Here is a 17,513-nt window from a genome sequence, read left to right as displayed (position 1 = left end):
GGTATCTGGCAAGAAAGCAATTTATATATACTGTTAATTGATGGGAAGAAAAATAAAAGATTTTATTAATACATTGGGGGTGTTACATTGAATAAAGCTATTCTAAAAGGAATTTTAAGTGTTTTTATAGGAGTTATTGTATTCGGATTTTTATTTCTTTGGCAAAAAGATATGGACTTTATGGCAAATTTCTTTTTTTCTATAACAGCAGGAATCTTGGGTTATATGGTCATATCTCCTTTTATAATGTCAATTGAGGAAAGGAAAAACTTTGAATCTAAATTTGATAAATGGTTAGACGATCGTGAAAAATAGTAAAATTGAAATAACATAACCAAATAGCATTAAGAATCTCTGTTCTTTTTAAGCTGAGCGTAAGCGTTCTATCATGATGTAATTTGCAAAGCGACAAGAACGAAGAAGCAACTCCTTCATTCTTCTTTAACGGCAATTCTTGTTCATATCAAGAAAAACTTGTATAAGTTTAAGGAAAATAATCCTCATCCGGAGTAAGGATGAGGATTATTTAATCAATACAGTCACAGCTTTTAACCACAGAAACAAACTGCACCAACAATGATTAATAAAATAAACAAAACGACTATGAGTATAAAATTACCGCATCCTTGTGTAGGAAAACAGCTTGCATAAACAGGAGCTGCATAGGAGTAGGACAATGGAGGTTGGGGAAGAACATTTGCGGGTAAGGCATTCGATATTGGTAAAGCATTCGATATTGGTAAGGAATTATCCATTTTTTCCACTTCCTTTCAAATGTATGGAAAGCTAATTTGACATTACACTATATAGTACACGTCGATAGGAAATTGGAGCCCGTCTTTATTATATTTGGGCATACCTAGAGACAATCTGGTAACCTGCCAGATACAATGTAAAATGAGTCTTCACTTTTGTAGAAACGCATCATCCGATCGTGTAAGTCCATCTTTTCATAAATACCTCTAACATCACACTCCAAGAAAATAATGGTAAAATAAGTTGGGGGTGATTTTGTGAAAAGAATACCAAAATATAAAATTAATTTTATTGCTTCATTTATTTGTCTTGTTATAGGTATTTTCCTTATAAAAATACTTCCTAATGCCATTCCTACTCTCATTCTTTTTGGCTATTTCTTTCTTTTTTACTTAGGAACTGGTATTTATCATTTAATTAAACAAAGAAAGAATAACAATTCCCTGTGAATGAAACAGAAGACGGATAACCCGCCTCCGCCTCCTATAAATTGTATTCTCATTTTCTCTTGTATGCTTTCGTTACGCGCTCAAAGCTCTCGGGTGTGCCCTTGCACATCATAATGGCCAATGATTGTTTATAGGTAAAAACACATTTTTATTCGAACAAGTTAATAGGTGAATAACCAATGAATAGGATGATGTGAAAATAAATTGTAAGGGAGTGCATTTTATGTACCCAAATCATATACATCTGTACTATAACGTTCCAAATAGTCAAGATGCTTATCTATCTGCAACTCCTATTCAAACAGATTACTATTCGACTCTTGATCCAAGACAATTTGGCGGCTTTCAGCCACCGACTGCTCCGCCACCAGGTCATCATGCTCCAGGAGCCGGACCACCGCCTGATCAGCATGCCCCAGAAGCGGGACCACCAACATCGCCACCGCCACTCTGTTTCTGGGTATCGCTGGACTGGACGTAGATGGGTTAATTTCGGAATTAGCCTAAGACAAATTCAATCGTTTACTTGCGTTTAATAAGTTACGATAAGTCCAGCTGCAATCATGGCATTACAAAATGAGCTTATGGCGAAAAGAAACCATTTCTTAACAATGCAATCACAGCCGAAAAATCAAATTTTCCTTAAACAGTGTAAGACAAGCGAAATATTCTCTAAACCTATTGAAATATTGACTTATAAAGAGCTGGAGATGGAATATTATCGCGTTTTTCTGCCCTTTTCTAATGAAATTAGCTATTTTAATTTAGTACCCGGTTTTATTTTCACACAGTCAACGTTCTTTAATGAGCAAACAAATCCTTCTTTAATATTTTTGGTCAACCCGACAATTGTCCCCGAAGGATTTCACCCTCAGCATTTAGCAGAAGGTACTTACTTATCAATCCTTGTAGAGGACAACTATGAAAAGGCTCCATACTATTACAACATGTTAAGGCAACATATGTGGAAGCAAAAAATGGACGTGCTTGGTGATATTTATGAATTTTGTTATAGCGTATTAACGCATATCACCAACAACTTAAGTCTTTTGGTGTAACTCAGGTTCAATTTGAAAAACGCAGTTATCATTTGATGATGCAGCACCATCTGAACGTGGGATTGGCGGGATATTGCGGAGTTCAAGATTCCAAAGTACATTTAATGTACAATACGCTAGGGGAATTTTCTGATGAGAGCCAACAAGGGGAAAAGGAGATTTATATCACCACTCTATTGGATGAAGCTTACCGAATAGGGTGCAATTTTTAAATACTTAAAAGCATAAACTTCATAATAATGATTTGTACTCAGCCAGTTGAGAAACCTCAACAGGCTTCATGAAAAAATGGGGTCAGTCCCCCGGTGAGGTAACGCTTTACTCCAGCTGGGGACTGACCTCTCGAATAAGAGAAAAGGCCATTGAGAATGTCTATTCCAAGAAAAAAAGAAGTCTGCACACACTAATTTAAAGGTAAAGTTGTTGGCCCTCAACTAATTACCAGAGCGGAGAATATAAAAAGTGCAATATCACTCTCTTAAATACAAGCAATGATTGGCACCAATTAATTATTTAGTCTTTACTTTTCGGTTTGTTCCATTAAAATCGTCTCTTTCACTACATTTTCTGCCCGTGTGCGCAGCTTCATTATTCCGCTCTGCTGAATATCTGGCTGATGATAAATAACATAAGCTTTATGAAAGCGACTAAAATAATCTTTATCATGAGACTTTGGAGTTAAGATAATCATTTTCCTGCCAAGCTCTTTTACATACAAATCAAAAACCTTTACTTTTCTTCCCTCATCCAAAGCACTATCAAATTCATCTAAGACAATGAAGCTCGGATTGGTTTGAATCGTTTGTAGCAGTGCAAGAGCATAAAGCAACGAAACAAGTGATTTTTCTCCCCCGGATAAACCAACTCCCTGTCTCCCTCCTCGGGCTTTAACACTCACATCTTCCATGGCCATTCTGTGACCGAACCTTCTTGCTTTTAAATAGAGGTAATAACGTGTAGTCCCTTTTTTATCTTCATGCATGTCCCAATCTATTACACCTTCAAAACCAAACTGGTCTATATAATCAATGAAATGCTTGTTAATCAGTAAAACTTTCCCGCCAATTGTGGAATCCAAGTCATTTCGAAGCTTTTCCATCCGCTCTTGATGCTTGGCCAATAGAATTTCTGATTCATTCACTTCATTTGTCAGCAGATCATAAGCTTCTTTCATCTTTTGATAGTTTTCAGGTGCATAAGGATCGATACCTGATTCGTTCACGGCATTGGTAAACGTAGCTTTGCCACTTTCTCTGTATTCCCGTGCCTCAGCCAGGTTCCAATTCGGTAGTTCCACCATCTTCTCTTTTTCTTCTTTTGCTTTTGTTGGAGCTATATTTTCGAGGTCATTTAATTCCTGATTGTATTGGAAATAAGCTTTTTGCTGTGTTTCTTTTTCATTTATTTTATTTTCTAGTTGCTTTTTCAAATCCGTTTTTTCATTCAAGCTATCTTGAATATCATTGGTTAAGTTTTTTAAAGTTTTTTCAATAGCATAGCATTTGTTCTGGCAAAGATCGTATTCTTCCGTGCGAATTTCAAACAAATTTTTAGTGTTTTGAACTCCTTTTTCAATATCATCAATTTTATTTTTGAGTTGGTAAAGTTGATTTATTTTTTCTTTTTCCTGAGCGAATTTTTCCCATTTCTGTTTAAAAGAAAGATAGAGTTCCTGCTGAGCATTAACATTTGATCTTTCCGTTTTTAAATCTTCTAATAACTCAATTTGCTCTTTTTCTGCTTTTTGTTCCTCTTCAATTTGAATTAGTAAGAATTCTAAACGTTTTTGACGCAGAACACGATTTTTTTCATCTGCAAGAAATGCTTCCGCTTCTTTTACATCGCCAATAATATTTCTTAATTTTTGTGCCTCCAGTTCATTTGCCCCAATGGAAGCTGTTATTGTCATAATATTGTTTTCACATTCTTTTATTATTGAAGCTAATTTAGAAAGCCTTGCCTGGACAGCATGAACGGATAAAATATAACGCTGTTCTTCCTGAATGCCCCGCAATCCTTTTTCATCCCTCAAACTACCGTTTTTAATTTTTACTGCACTTTCTTCCTCGAAAAAGGATTGAACCCAATATAGCGCCTTAACAGCAAGAGGAACTATTTGTTCAGGAAGATCATTTCGAATCTTTAGATGATAATCTGACAATTCTGTCATGTAGGCTTTTGGGAGAATAACAGGAAGTGATACATAATATAAATCATTTGGCGGAGTAAAATTCCGGCTATTGACAAACATCGTATATTTAATCGAATCAAATACCTTTTCATCTGATAATTTGGCGGAATCATCCAGTTTAAGCAGTTCTCTTAATGTAAATACTTCAATGCCTGCCCTTACAAAATACTGTTTTGCTTGTTTTTGACGGGGACTATTTAATTCATTTTGTTTTAATTCCAGCTCTTCTTGTTTGTACTCTGTTAAACGATTTTTCCATTCTTTTAACTGATCTTTTTCAGAAGAGATTTTTAAATCCAGCTGTTTTATTTTTTCCTCAACAACATGGCTGCTACTATATAATAAAAGCAATTGCTGTGTTCTGATTTTTTTTGGTTCATCTTGTATAATTTCATACTTGAGCTCAGTAACCTCTTGATTTGCAATTCTAATGGTACTGTCAATCTGCTCAATCCGATGTTTTTGATTTTCAATAAGAGGGTCGAGGCGTTCCATTTCTTTTTGGCACCTGGAAAGCTCACGGTCCACTGTTTCTTCATCGGGAATCCGACTGATTTCATTCCTAATTTCAGCCAATTCGTTTTCCAATTTTTCAAAAGTTTCTTTGTGCTTCTTTTGATCATCCCGCAGTCGATTAAGCTTTTTCTGCAATTCTAAAACTTGTTGTTCCAAGTCCTTTCTTTCTGCTTGACTTACTGCTAATTGGTTTTTTTGTTCTGTTTGATTTGTTTCAAAGGTTTGCAGTTGTTCATGGACCTCTTCAATTCTCTCATTTAAAAAAGCTTCTTCTTCTGTGCAACGATTAATTTCTTCCTGAGTTTTTGTTATTAACAGTAACAGCGCGTAATAGTACTGTATAAAACCATTTTTTAGCCTTTGTTGATTATCATTATACTGGTCTAGTTTTTGTTTTTGGATATTCAACAGCAATTTTCGATTCTGCTGCTGAATTTTTGCCTCTTCTAAACTTCCTTCAGCGTCTTTTACCAGTTCCCGGCTTTCTTCCCAGTTTTTTTGAATTTTATCAATTCCATGCATCTCACTAAATATACGGAATCTTTCTTCGGGAGCCATCTCGGAGAACTGATTGACCTCATTTTGGTACCAAATTAAATAATAATAGTCCGGATCAATATGGTATTTTGTCTGGAGCAACTTTTTATAGGCTGAAAAATTTTGAATCTTATCTCCCGATTTAAAAGTGATTTTTTCTTCCCACTCATCCGGCTGATCACCTGACGAAATCGTATATTCTCGAGCGAGGGTTTGTGAAGTGGTTTGTTCAATTTGCAGTTCAAATTCGATAAATTTTGGTGCATCCACTTTAATCGCACCTTCATTTTTAAATAAAAATGAAATACTGGCCTTCCACATTTGTTCAGCTGGTAAATTCGCAGAACGTAATCCGCTTATATCAACCTTTCCCGAATGAAGAACTGCACCCATACAAAAAGAAAGGGTTGATTTCCCGCTCCCATTCGGCCCTAATAGGCCAATATGCTCCTTTTCACCAGAAAGATCGATCGTTTGGGGAGGAAAATCGCGTATCCCGGCAATATTAAGTCTCCAAGGAATCATCATCCAATCTCCCTTCAAGATTGTAACGTTTGTAAAATTTCAATACATCATCCATATTTAACTGAGTCGATTGGCTAAATTCTGTGAAACGGCGTAAAAAAGAATCCGAAAACATGTGCTTACCGATGGCCGTTATCCGATAAGCTTCTTCGGATGAATCTGATGAAAAAGGCTCCAATGCACCAATTTTCATCAAGATATCAATATTGGATTGCAGTTTTCGATTTGCCTGAAAGGATTCATGCCCAAATGCTTCCAACAGTTGCGAAAATAATGTATAGGGATGCTGCAAAACTTCTTGCTCATAAAAAATATACATTAATATGGCCATTGCTTCTTTAGGGAGAACTCCCCGTGCCCCCCTGGCATTTACTCTCATCAGAACAACTACCTGATCTCTATTTTCATCATAAATGAGTTGGAAATAACGGCTAATGGCCTGATTCACACGGGAAATAAATAAAAAAAACTCCTTGTCGTTTTTTTCAATTCCTAACTGCTTCTCTACTTCTTTTCTGGAGAGCCCAAAATTATCCCGCCGTACTCTTGCAGAAGAAGAGAAAAGAATATTCATAAAGGTTAATTCTTCTTCTTTGCTTAAAAAACTGGGCAATAGCGCAAGCGCAGCCAAAGGATTAACGTTTTGGTTTTCTTGTTCGAACTGCTTTTCTTCCATGTGGGTCATCCTCCATCCATTCCCAATCTTTATCATTTTCTATCATCGTGCAGCTTTTGATTTCCTTGCTAAATTCTGCCCGCTGATTACTAACCATGGCAGCTACTCCTAATAATGATTGAAGCACATCTCCCCATTTCCCTTCCCCAACCTCGATAAGCAGGTTATCCAGTTGAGCTTGTCCGCCTGCCTGTTCCAAATATCGTTCTATATGCTCGGTCGGAATATTCTCCTTTGTCATTTTCCACTGGGTTTCCTCCATTTTGGCGGCAATTTCTTCATCACTTAATTCAGCCGGTTCCTGGTATTCAACAAAAGGCATATCAACGATTTTATTTACAGCCGGTTCATAGTTTTCAATATAATCAATTCCATCCAATATATCTTCTGCTGTTAAGGGCGCAGCAAATTTTACCGGCATCCAAATTCCGTCCATGGCCTCATCCTCATATTGATTCTGTTCCATAAAACTTAATATCTGATGAGGATCCGGATCTTCATCATAGGGATTATTAAAGGTTTTAATAATATAGGTTCGAATAAGCTCCGGGCGAATACTGTGGCTTTGTTCTGTTTGCTGAAGATTGGTGAACTTCACAATTTTATTAATCGTCCCCAGGCTGATTTTAATTCCTTCTGATATCGTATAAATGCCCTGTTGAAACAAATTTGCAAGCGGTAAGCTGTCTTCAAATGTTTCGAAGGCCCGAATCCGCTCATTCATTTTCACCTCTAGATCTTCAATAAGTGAATTAATCAACTGAACCTGGGTGAGTGCATGCCGGTTTGCCAAATATTCGAGCTCCCTATCTTTTAACAGATGCACAGCTTCCTCCACATTCCGAATCATGCTGGCCAGCTTGTTGCCACCGGAAATGCCTTTGTCGTCATATGCTTCGCTTAACTCCGCATCCCGTTTTGCCTGAAATAACGAGCGGGTAATATCATCATGTAAATAATAGGCGAGTGAGTCATTTGCAAGTCGAATAAGGAGGTCTAAAAGACGCTTTCCCAGCGAACGCATTTTAATGCTTGACGGAGTCTTCATAATCCAATTGTACTTACCAAGGACATAGACGAGATGCTTCACATCATCAAATGTCATTTCCTCATCTTCACCATAGATATTTCGATATCGATAATAAATCGCCTTTTCATTTTCCATTTCCTGTTCGGAAAGTCCCAATGCTTCTTCTTGGAGAATATTCAAAACCCGAAGTACTTTCAATAATTTTACTGGTGACTGAAAATAATCTTCATCACTCATTTCCTTCAAAACCCCGGCCATTTTCACAATATCGCGCATGGCTTCGTGAAGTTCACTTGAAGTAGTCGATTCTTTAAAAATCGATATCAATTTTCCATCCATTTCAGCCATTCTTTTACTCCCTCCATCCGTTCCTCCTGTTCGCCACTTTTCTTCTGTAAATAATCATTCATGATTTGATGATAGCTCTGTACATCATTTACCACTCTTTTTTGATCAGGGACGATCCACTTAATGGTTCGATCTTGAATGTTCTCTTCCATCAATACCTGGTAAATGGTATCAGCAATCACTACACCAGCCTCGTCGTAATCCGTCCAGATCAGAACTTGTTCTATAGAGGCACTTTGATAAACCATTCGGATGAATCTTTTTACTGCACTCTTTAATTGCCCTTCAACTCCAATAACCAGACTGTTTGTATTTTTTAAAAAATCCTTTTCATACGAGAAACGGGTAACCACTCCGCGATTTTCTACCAGCCATAGATTTCTGGCTGTTGTTGAAAAAGAATCACTAAATACAGCATGATCTGTTACAGAATGAACAGTCCCAAACCGATATTCGCACATAGAACCGTTTAAGGGTCCGCTGAAAGGAACAAAGACGATGCTTCCTAAGCTTAATAACCCGGATATCGAAATTGGTGGAAAATCCAGCTCTTCCAGGATGGAGATAAATTCTTTCTTTGCCCCATCAAACCTTTTCGATCCGCCAATTTCTGAATAATAGTCGGCACCAATCTCTTTCCAATCAAATTGCAATTTGGTTTTCATTTGCATATAAAAAGCCAATAAGAAATGCAGGAAAAGAGTTCGTTTCCCCTGCCGCCAATGTGTTGTGAATTTTTCTTGAAAATGTCCCTGGGCATTTGAAATCAAATCATTGAATAAATCGCAGATTTTAGAAATGTACAGCAATCTATCAAGTGGAATATTAGCAGCAATTGGTATTGGTTTAAGCTTTTCAAATTTATCTCGAAGTCTACTTAACTCGTTATCCCGTTTTTGCCGCTCATCTTGTTCATTTTTTTCGATAAACTCAAATAGTACTGGTCCCATTACATAAGCAATATCTTTAACACTCTTTTCATCCGATTCATAATTGATTATTTTCATTAGTGCACCTGAATGAAAGTATGGGTCTCCTTTTTCACTTGACCAATTTCTTTTCACCCCTGGACTGGTAAAGGTCTTACTAATATCTAGTAACTCTGAACTCCCCATGCTGCATTTTAAATTAAGCAGGATCTCTCTTGTTTTTTTGCGCCGTTTTGCCGTCCGTTTTACAATAGGAATCTCTAATAAGCCATCTCCCAGATCCTTGAAACCATAAATATCGATTTCTTCATGAGAACGTAAGAAATAGGAATCTATATATAATCGAACATTTTCTGGTAACATCTTTTACACCCCAAGAAACTCTTCATATTGTTCATTATACATTAGGAACATAGGTACATTTATTCAATTCGTTCGGGAATTGATACCAATTGCCCTTTATACTATCAATTTTCGTACTGACCCTTGAAACCGGTATATTCCCATAAATCTCTTTTTCCACTATCCTTCCCCGTTAGAACAAGAAGAAAGCCGCCAAAAATGGGAGCTGGATCTTAAACTCTTGCACCCGATAGTTTAAGTGAATTTCTTCAAAAACAAGGTGAGTTTTTATTTTTACCAAAAATGGACAAGACATAGTCAATTGCCTTCTCAACATGTGGCATCTTTACATAATTTATAGCAATTCCCTTAGAAAAGAGGTTTTTGGCATGTACTTCGATTATGAAAATGCTCGTCGTTTCGAAGGTCAATTGATTAAGTTTAAAAATGAACAGGGTGACTGGGTTATCGGCAAGGTTGTTAAAGTAAAAAAGGACGGTTTTGAAATAGCTTAACTGAATTCAAAGCAACCAAATGATGGCTACGGCTTTGATACATAGTGAAAGGTTTATTTCGGACATTCAAACAGGTGGTGATCAGTATGTGCTTTGGAGGCTTTGGCTACGGAGGTTATGGCTACGGAGGTTTCGGTGGAGGCAGTACATTTGTTTTAATCGTTGTACTATTTATCCTTCTAATTATTGTTGGTGCATCTTGTTTTTATTAATATACCAATACACGTTCAATAGAGAGAATCATTAATGCTGGAGGTGAAATAATTGGACGGAATGGGAAATAGTTTTGCGTTAATCGTAGTATTGTTCATTCTTCTTATCATCGTTGGTGCATCATTTATGATGTACTAGTAGTAATAAGATGGAAAGAGCAGGAAAAAGTCCCTTTATCGGGACTTTTTTAGCGTTTAAAGTGTATTTTTTTTGTTATATCGGCAACTCACTTAATTTTACTTTACATCTTCCTAAATTTAATTTTTCTTCGGGTGTTAAAGGTAGTTTTGGGGAAGACTTTTTCATTTAATACACCCTATTTTCCATATTGACGCTTTAAATTTATTTAGAACGACAGCCTGCTCTTCAACTCTTAGTTGAGATTAATAACATACAGTAAAAAAACTGCGATTTTTATATAAAAACGCAGTTTTTTCTTTGCTCATTTATTGTGATTTCATAATTGGGGGTTAGTTCCCCGATGAGGTTACGCTTTACTCAACCTGGAGACTGTCCCCTTGAACAAAGGGATTACCTTATTTTTATGACATCAATCCATATTACGGAAATATAAAATTTTTTTTTTACCCTTCTACTTTACTATTTTCATATTTCCCTTTCCAAACAGCATAACCCAACCACAATAAACTAATGCCTCCTAACGGCTGTGCTACATATTCACCATATGGGACAAAGTTTAAAATAGGTACGAGGATGAGTAATATGGCGGCCACTCGAGGAAGCACACCTTTTAAAGCTGTTACGATTCCAAATAAGAATAAACCAATAAAAAAAGTTAACATGGATGGCATCATTCCAGGAGGAGCTTGCTTTAAAAGTTCAGGTGCTTGATCCTCCAATAAAGGTTTGATAAATGTACCGGCCCATCCAAACCCCGCCCATAAAACACTCCCTATAAATGTAATGATAAAGACAATAAATCCAAACATTCCCACTTCTTTCATTTGACGAAGATATATTCCAACAAGCCCTAATAGCATAAAAGCCATACCTGCTAAGTTGACATAATCAGCAGCTTTGTCTGAGGAAGTGAGATACAAAATGGCCGTCAAGATAAATAGAATTCCTGTGATCATTGAACATACACCTAAAAATCTCATGAATGATGAAAAGTTCAATTGAATACACCTCTTTCCGGTTTAATCTTGCTGAAGTAAATCACTAGCCTTTTGTCAACGAATTAGATTCTGACATCCCCTTTTTATTGGACTGTGGAGCATTTCGTGGATAAAATGGAGTTTTTAATATTTACGTGTTAGCAATTAAAAAATGTCATCCTTCATTTGTACAATTTTTTTCAGCACGCTAAAAATTGGGGTCAGTCCCCCGGTGAGGTAAAGCTTTACTCCACCTAGGGACTGACCCCTCAAACACGTACTCATAAACCTATTTACCAAACGGATTTAATTTACTTCCTCCCATCTCTTCACCAACCGAAGAAAGTCCACCCGTTAATGCATTTAATAATTCTTTGTCCGCCTCCACTTTCCAATCTCCATCTACCTTAACTAAATTGATTTTCACTTTATTTGTTACTTTTTTAGCTGAAGGATCACTAACCCCCTTAACTAATTTGTTTGCCATTTCTTTTTCTTGAGCTTTTTCATCTGGAGCTTGACCTGAGAAAGCTTGTGATAGAGCTTCCTTCATCGCTTCTTGAATTACTTTACCCAGTACAATTTTCGTATCTACCGTTTTTGCTATTCTCATTTTTAATAACGATGACTACCCGACTTTGAATACAGGTGTTGCATGGTGGTAACTTGTACCAATCTGTTAAAAAGAAATTAATTAAAGATTTTAACTTAATATGTTGGTAGTGTCCCATTTGCTTTATAAAAATTTTTTCGTTCCTAAAACGCTTTCGTGTGGCAAGAAAACCTTTTCTTTAATAAATAACAGTAGGTGAAAGTTAATGGAATTAATGAAGTGGGAATTTACGAAAAGACATGGAATAAAGGCGCAATTTGACAAACTTCCAAATTCCATCGTTATCTTTCGATCCATAAATTATTACTATTTTGTTTATTCAATTGATTGGTCGGAAAATGACCAAGTTGTAACAAGGGGGGATTTAGAGGAAATGGGGTTGTTAATGAACAGAGAATTAGGTAAGGAAGGTGAATATTTAAATCGGAAATCTAATACAAAAAGGACAATCTAATGGGTAATTATGCTTGAGTCCGCCTACCCCATATAGGTCATCAATATTGGGGGCCCCAATAAACCCAACGTGATAACCCAATATACGTTAAAAGGTGGATAATTGGAATATTATTCCCATCTAAAATAGGCATATTCTATTTGAGCAGTACCCCGTATATTAATTGTCTAAAATGCAAATGCATCTGTGAAATAGAGAACGGCATTCCTTTTATGTCCTGTTAAAGGTAATTTGTTGAATCAATAGTCCAATTATTACACCTGGTATCACAAATATCATCGGCAAAAAACATGTCCCAATAATATACTTAAAATAGTTAGGCTTGAGGAATACATTACTCCAACTGTGGCACAATATGCCGAAAAGACAAATGGAAAAAACGAGCAAGAAGACCTTGTTCCTCTAGCATGTTTATATGCATCCCAAATTGCAAACATATAAAGGCAGGGATAGAACATAAGCCATTGATAGTTTGTCACTTCAATGGCTTTATTAATTTCTCCTAAGAAACTGTACATGATGGCATGGTTAAAGTTGCTTTGAACATTTATAAAAAATTCTAGTGTAATAAAAAAGGTTCCTTTAAATATTTGCTTGTTTAAGATTTGCCCAATCCCAGGTAAAGCGATACTCCAAAGTATCACCTCAAGTTCTTTTCTTTTCATAAAAAGTCTATATTGGGCTACCTAATGTTGTTAGAAACCTATAAAAAATATTTCTTAACCAATATTGAATTTGTTTTTTCAATGAAAAACTTCTCAATAGAAAAAATACACCAACAAATACTGTAAATAATAAGCTGGATAAGACTAAAAATAATCGCTCCATTAAGTTTGGCTCCTTTCAATGGATTTATGATTTATAAAATTCGTTTCTATCAATAGGTTGAGGAGGTTGCTCCATCCATCCTCGTTCAATCAAAAGTTTAAGCCCTTCGCCACCGTACTTCATTACCTCTGCTATAAAAAGGGAATAATGGGCTACTAGATCCTTTCTCATGGAGACAGACAAAGAATCACCAAGTGCAGAAACAGAAATTTGGCTTGTGGTACTTATAATAAATAGTATTAATCTTTCAGAAAATGGAGAAATGGTTGAATTCGTTACTTCCATCGTCATTGGGAATCCGATAAAATGATCATTTTCTTTTAATAACCTACCATATGTATCCACTTTCTTTTCAGCGAGTTTTTTTCCTTTTAATAAATGGTCCTTTATTTCCTTATCTTTTGTTACCTGTATGAATCCCATCAAAAGGATTAAACCAATTGCATTTCTTTCGATACCGGCAAAAAGTTCTGTTATTTCTAGGGTATTTAAAGGTCTTTTCTCACCGAACCAAGTGTTTAGTAATGATGGTTGATGTTGAATAAACTCAACACTTTTTGGATATTCCATTGTTGGAGGACGATCATTTAATCCTTTTGAAAGCATAAGGGTTAATGCTTTTTTATGTAATTCCGTCTCACCGTATAGACACTCTGAAAGTAAATTATATATATCCATTCGAGTCACTTTTTGCAAGACATTCGCATAACTAGGAACAATTACTTGTCCCCCACGATAAACAAAACTTAATGCAAATGAGTCTGTGTAGAGCGCAGGAGCTGATAAATCAATATCTTTATCGGAAAACCCTTTTGGTATTGGAAAGTTTTCTTTTTCAAAAATCGCTTCAATTTTACCAATAACGGTTTCAACCAAAACCAGGACTTCTTCAATAATTGATTTTATTTCAGCATCTTGAAGATGTTGAAGGAAATGTTTGTAAAAACATCTTACTGCTGTGTTTTGAATATATGTTTTCCAAAGAGCTGCGATTTCGGCAGTGGTTAGTTTAATATTACTTTTTTCCATTATCAAATCCCTTTCATTTTTCTAATAGGTTGTGTGTAAATATAAAATTTATTCTACAAAGGAAATTTGTAAATAGCTGTTTATATTTCTTTATTTTTTAATGATAGGTACAAATCCTTTTAAAATACGAAAAACATTCAATTTTACTGTTTTGTGCAAAGAAAAATCCTTTATAATGGATAAGTCAGGTTGTAACCCGTCCAAATCTATAAAAAGATAAAGAAAAAGTCATAGCATATTTCTCATGCTACGACCTTTTCTTTACCTTAAGTAATTGATGAATTCGTGATGTCTGAATATTATTATCTCTCCGTTTTGCTACTTAATTCCTAATTTGAATTTGAATTATATATTGTCCATCTATTAGCTTATTTAGCTGTAAGGAAAATATATTACAACCTATTCAGATTTACTATTCAAACTACAAAATCCATCCCCTGTACAAATAACCGAACGACAATTAATACAAAACTTGATCCGCCGCCGTAACCGTACATTATGAATCACCACCCTTATTTAAGTGATAATTCATTATATGAAAAGTCGATTTGTGTCAAAATGGACAAGCGTGGAATTAATAGAAATGGATTGTTAAAATGATTCATTTTGAGTAGATGATAGGTCCTTTTTAATTTCTAATTTTCCTGTTTAAAACTGTCTATTATAGAAACTAATTTCGAAACATATATAAATTATTTGCCAAAAGAAAAGTGCCTGGAACCATCCTTTTTTGGATGGTTCCAGCTTTATAGAAAAAACCGCTCTGACGGGCAAATAAACTCCTTTGATTTTCCCTTTTTATAGAAAAATCCGCTCTGACAGGTAATCAAACTCCCTTCCTTTCACTTTTTACCGTTTAAATACAGTATTGTTATGCAGCTCCCCTAGCAGCTCCATTTTTGACGCAAATTCCACCCTAGCTAATCGATTGCAGGTCAATCCCATCTACAAATTCGACGAAGGCCTTTACTACGTTGAATTCTAAAGATTCTTCATGGTAGAACATCCACGTCTTTCGGATGATTTTTTCTCCCTCCTTGTTTTTAATTTCAATTTTGTTGATATGTTCAAGATCATCAATATTCATACTTGGCATAATGGCGTAGCCCAAGCCATAACCGACCATCTTTTTGCAAGTATCTGCTTTATCCACATTAATACTGACGAGTGGGGGCTGTGAATAATTTTCAGCCCACCAGTTATCGATTACAGCTTTTAATAATGGATCCGTTTCATAGTCAATTCTAGGTAAACTAGGCAGTCGGTTCATGTCTATTTCTTCTATTGAAGCGATACAAATGCTTTCTTCGAAGAGAAGCTTTTTTTGATCCTTCCAGCCATATTCCCCTTTTAAAAAGCCGACATGAACATCATGATTGGACATTAAATGGGCAATATCATTGCTGGATCCCGTGGTTACTTTAAACTCGACATCAGGGTATTGATCTTTAAAAAGTTTTAATAATCCGGGAAGTTTATAATCCGTAAAAAAGGTTGAAGCCCCCAGCCTTAATGTACCCGATATTTTTTTCTCCATATTCAGGACTGTTTCTTTCATCCTTTGGATTCCCAATAACATTTCATGTGCATTTTTTGCAAGATATTCCCCTTGTGGAGTAAATTCGACTCCGCGCCAGTTTCGATTCACGATTTTAACTCCAAAGTAGTTTTCCATTGTTTTTAACCGATTGGTTAAAGCCGGCTGCGAAATATGCAATATTTTAGCTGTATTGGTTATATTTTTTTCTTGATAAAGGGTTTGCAAAACCATCCAGTCTCTTTCATCCATCGAAATCACCTTGTATCCCTTAAGAAATAACTTTTAATTATGGTTTCTAATATAAATTCCATATTTTATTTATTGCTTTGATTATACTATATTTAGAGTACGAAATCTTCATTGGATGTTTTGAAGCAAGGAGGCTAGATTATGGATGGAAAAAACACCTTTTTTCGCAGTGTTTGTTTTATATTGATAAGTAGTTTAGGAGGATTCTTGATCTCATTGACGGACCTATCCATTGGATGGATGATCGGCACATTTTTAGCAGCTGCTTTCCTTTCCTTTTGGAGGCCAGCATTTTTAAGGGGGAATGAGAATCAAAAAGGGATGCCGAAATACTGGTTATTTATGGGGCAGTTTATTTTAGGCATTCATTTGGGACAGAAAATAAACCTGACTTTTTTGCATGTTTTTAAAGAAAATTGGCTTGCAATCATTTTTATGCTTCTTCTTTCGATCATTTTTTCCTTACTTTCCGGCCTCGTACTCTGGAAATATAGTAATACGGATATGATGACTAGCTTTTTCGGAACGGCTCCTGGTGGATTGTCCGCCATGCCTGGGATTGCTGAAGAGGCAGGGGCCAATACGGCAGTCGTCAGCATAATTCAAACCATGCGCGTTTTTTTAGTGATCCTCATGATTCCGTTAATTGCTTCTTTTTCGGCTTCACACAGTGGTAATTCGGCGAATCCTGTTCCCCTTCCAGTTCCGGCAGACCCGGAATTTAACATCGGGATGTTGCTTTGGACTTTTGCATTTATCGCATTTGCATACGTAGGCTACCGATTGATCAAATATTTACGATTTCCTGCTCCATGGCTGATTGGAAGCATGGTGGGTGCTGCGATTGCCCAATCCCTTGGTTCGTTCATAATTGGCAGGGACATCATTTCTTGGTGGCCCCATGAAGTCATCATTTTATCGCAGATTATCATTGCTGCCAGTATTGGATCGCGTTTTCAAAAAAGTATGTTTATCGGTTTAAAACGGACGATCATCGTGTCATTCTTTAGTACAGTTGGTCTCATTTTTTCGATGATGATGTGTGCTGTTTTAGTGGCTAAAATAACAGGGATTTCACTCATAACTTCTATTCTTGCATTTGCACCAGGCGGGATTGCTGAAATGACGACAACTTCTGTCGTCCTCCATGGTGACTCGACCTTTGTTGTAGCCGTTCAGGTTCTTCGAATCTTAATTATTTGTGTGATCTTGCCTCAATTTTTTCGATTGTTAAATTATCTTGAGCAGAAAAATCACTTTGTATCTAAAACATCTGTTTAATTTTTTCACGTTAAATGATTGTAGTTCATATCATAATAGTTTGGAATTTTAATATAAGATCTATTATCACAAAAGGAGCAGCAATGCTCTGTGGATTCGAACGAAAAATAGGTAGAAAGCTTTGTATCTGCTCCACCGTCACCTATGCGTGTCAACGTATGAGGAATTAACGCTCTGGTGTGCCACAAGAGGGTAACTCGATATTCCATCTTCAGTTGTTACCAATCGCACCTATCTTTCCATCGACACACGATTAAAGAAATAGAAACGGTAGCGTAAATTTGCTGCCGTTTTTATTATTTTATTAACGACCTTC

The 17,513-nt window shown here is 36.1% G+C and carries 17 protein-coding genes; 8 read left to right on the top strand and 9 right to left on the bottom strand.

Going from position 1 to position 17,513, the window contains the following annotated elements:
* The first annotated feature begins 87 nt into the window (after positions 1-87).
* Positions 88-315 carry a hypothetical protein gene (locus tag M028_RS0121555; RefSeq protein WP_026575689.1) on the top strand — a complete coding sequence of 76 codons (228 nt, stop codon included), beginning with the start codon at positions 88-90 and terminating at the stop codon, positions 313-315.
* Positions 316-548: 233 nt separating this feature from the next.
* Here the strand turns inward: M028_RS0121555 and M028_RS34115 are convergent, their stop codons facing one another.
* Positions 549-677 (bottom strand): YjcZ family sporulation protein, encoded by a 129-nt coding sequence (locus tag M028_RS34115; RefSeq protein WP_442852797.1) that lies wholly within the window; start codon positions 675-677, stop codon positions 549-551.
* Between the two features lie 751 nt (positions 678-1,428).
* On the opposite strand from M028_RS34115, the gene M028_RS33015 reads away from it, so the two are divergent.
* Together M028_RS33015 and M028_RS30725 are read left to right on the top strand one after the other, a co-directional pair.
* Complete coding sequence (locus M028_RS33015; protein WP_026575687.1) at positions 1,429-1,686, top strand: hypothetical protein; 258 nt, start codon at positions 1,429-1,431, stop codon at positions 1,684-1,686.
* An 82-nt stretch (positions 1,687-1,768) separates the two neighbouring features.
* Positions 1,769-2,263, top strand: coding sequence for a hypothetical protein (locus M028_RS30725; RefSeq protein WP_051591149.1), 495 nt, complete (start codon positions 1,769-1,771; stop codon positions 2,261-2,263).
* Between the two features lie 520 nt (positions 2,264-2,783).
* Here M028_RS30725 and M028_RS0121530 read toward each other — a convergent pair.
* Genes M028_RS0121530 through M028_RS31600 form a run of 4 tightly spaced genes read right to left on the bottom strand, consistent with a single transcriptional unit; the run spans position 2,784 to position 9,378 of the window.
* Positions 2,784-6,035, bottom strand: a complete 3,252-nt coding sequence (locus M028_RS0121530) for an AAA family ATPase (protein WP_081810820.1) — start codon at positions 6,033-6,035, stop codon at positions 2,784-2,786.
* Entirely contained in the window at positions 6,013-6,717 is a 705-nt protein-coding gene (locus M028_RS0121525; RefSeq protein WP_026575685.1) for a hypothetical protein, read from the bottom strand. The genes M028_RS0121530 and M028_RS0121525 overlap by 23 nt, the downstream gene beginning before the upstream one ends.
* On the bottom strand, positions 6,668-8,086 hold the full coding sequence (locus M028_RS0121520; protein ID WP_026575684.1) for a hypothetical protein: 1,419 nt from the start codon (positions 8,084-8,086) through the stop codon (positions 6,668-6,670). Before M028_RS0121520 ends, M028_RS0121525 begins: the two co-directional genes overlap by 50 nt.
* Positions 8,062-9,378, bottom strand: a complete 1,317-nt coding sequence (locus M028_RS31600; RefSeq protein WP_051591148.1) for a hypothetical protein — start codon at positions 9,376-9,378, stop codon at positions 8,062-8,064. The genes M028_RS0121520 and M028_RS31600 overlap by 25 nt, the downstream gene beginning before the upstream one ends.
* 368 nt (positions 9,379-9,746) lie before the next feature.
* Between M028_RS31600 and M028_RS33905 the strand changes: the two genes are divergently transcribed.
* From M028_RS33905 to M028_RS32315, 3 genes are all read left to right on the top strand, one after another.
* Positions 9,747-9,872 carry a hypothetical protein gene (locus M028_RS33905; protein ID WP_269320949.1) on the top strand — a complete coding sequence of 42 codons (126 nt, stop codon included), beginning with the start codon at positions 9,747-9,749 and terminating at the stop codon, positions 9,870-9,872.
* Between the two features lie 86 nt (positions 9,873-9,958).
* Entirely contained in the window at positions 9,959-10,084 is a 126-nt protein-coding gene (locus M028_RS32320) for a YjcZ family sporulation protein (protein WP_081810819.1), read from the top strand.
* A 61-nt stretch (positions 10,085-10,145) separates the two neighbouring features.
* On the top strand, positions 10,146-10,223 hold the full coding sequence (locus M028_RS32315; RefSeq protein ID WP_155925733.1) for a YjcZ family sporulation protein: 78 nt from the start codon (positions 10,146-10,148) through the stop codon (positions 10,221-10,223).
* A gap of 446 nt (positions 10,224-10,669) precedes the next feature.
* Here M028_RS32315 and M028_RS0121500 read toward each other — a convergent pair whose 3' ends face one another.
* Positions 10,670-11,182: a hypothetical protein gene (locus M028_RS0121500; RefSeq protein ID WP_026575683.1), complete on the bottom strand. Its 513-nt coding sequence runs from the start codon at positions 11,180-11,182 to the stop codon at positions 10,670-10,672.
* Positions 11,183-11,492: 310 nt separating this feature from the next.
* A complete protein-coding gene (locus M028_RS0121495) occupies positions 11,493-11,816 on the bottom strand; it encodes a hypothetical protein (RefSeq protein WP_026575682.1) in 324 nt (107 codons plus the stop codon).
* Between the two features lie 205 nt (positions 11,817-12,021).
* On the opposite strand from M028_RS0121495, the gene M028_RS0121490 reads away from it, so the two are divergent.
* Positions 12,022-12,270, top strand: coding sequence for a hypothetical protein (locus M028_RS0121490; protein WP_026575681.1), 249 nt, complete (start codon positions 12,022-12,024; stop codon positions 12,268-12,270).
* An 852-nt stretch (positions 12,271-13,122) separates the two neighbouring features.
* On the opposite strand, the gene M028_RS0121475 is transcribed toward M028_RS0121490, so the two are convergent.
* Together M028_RS0121475 and M028_RS0121465 are read right to left on the bottom strand one after the other, a co-directional pair.
* On the bottom strand, positions 13,123-14,127 hold the full coding sequence (locus M028_RS0121475; RefSeq protein ID WP_026575680.1) for a DUF3231 family protein: 1,005 nt from the start codon (positions 14,125-14,127) through the stop codon (positions 13,123-13,125).
* Positions 14,128-15,043: 916 nt separating this feature from the next.
* Positions 15,044-15,916: a LysR family transcriptional regulator gene (locus M028_RS0121465; RefSeq protein ID WP_026575679.1), complete on the bottom strand. Its 873-nt coding sequence runs from the start codon at positions 15,914-15,916 to the stop codon at positions 15,044-15,046.
* A gap of 141 nt (positions 15,917-16,057) precedes the next feature.
* On the opposite strand from M028_RS0121465, the gene M028_RS0121460 reads away from it, so the two are divergent.
* Positions 16,058-17,197 (top strand): AbrB family transcriptional regulator, encoded by a 1,140-nt coding sequence (locus M028_RS0121460; RefSeq protein WP_026575678.1) that lies wholly within the window; start codon positions 16,058-16,060, stop codon positions 17,195-17,197.
* The last annotated feature ends 316 nt before the right edge of the window (positions 17,198-17,513 follow it).

The organism is Bacillus sp. UNC438CL73TsuS30 (genome assembly GCF_000482325.1).
Classification (GTDB): Bacteria; Bacillota; Bacilli; order Bacillales; family Cytobacillaceae; genus Neobacillus.
Note: the sequence above shows the minus strand (reverse complement) of the source record. Positions and strands in the feature narration are given on the sequence as shown.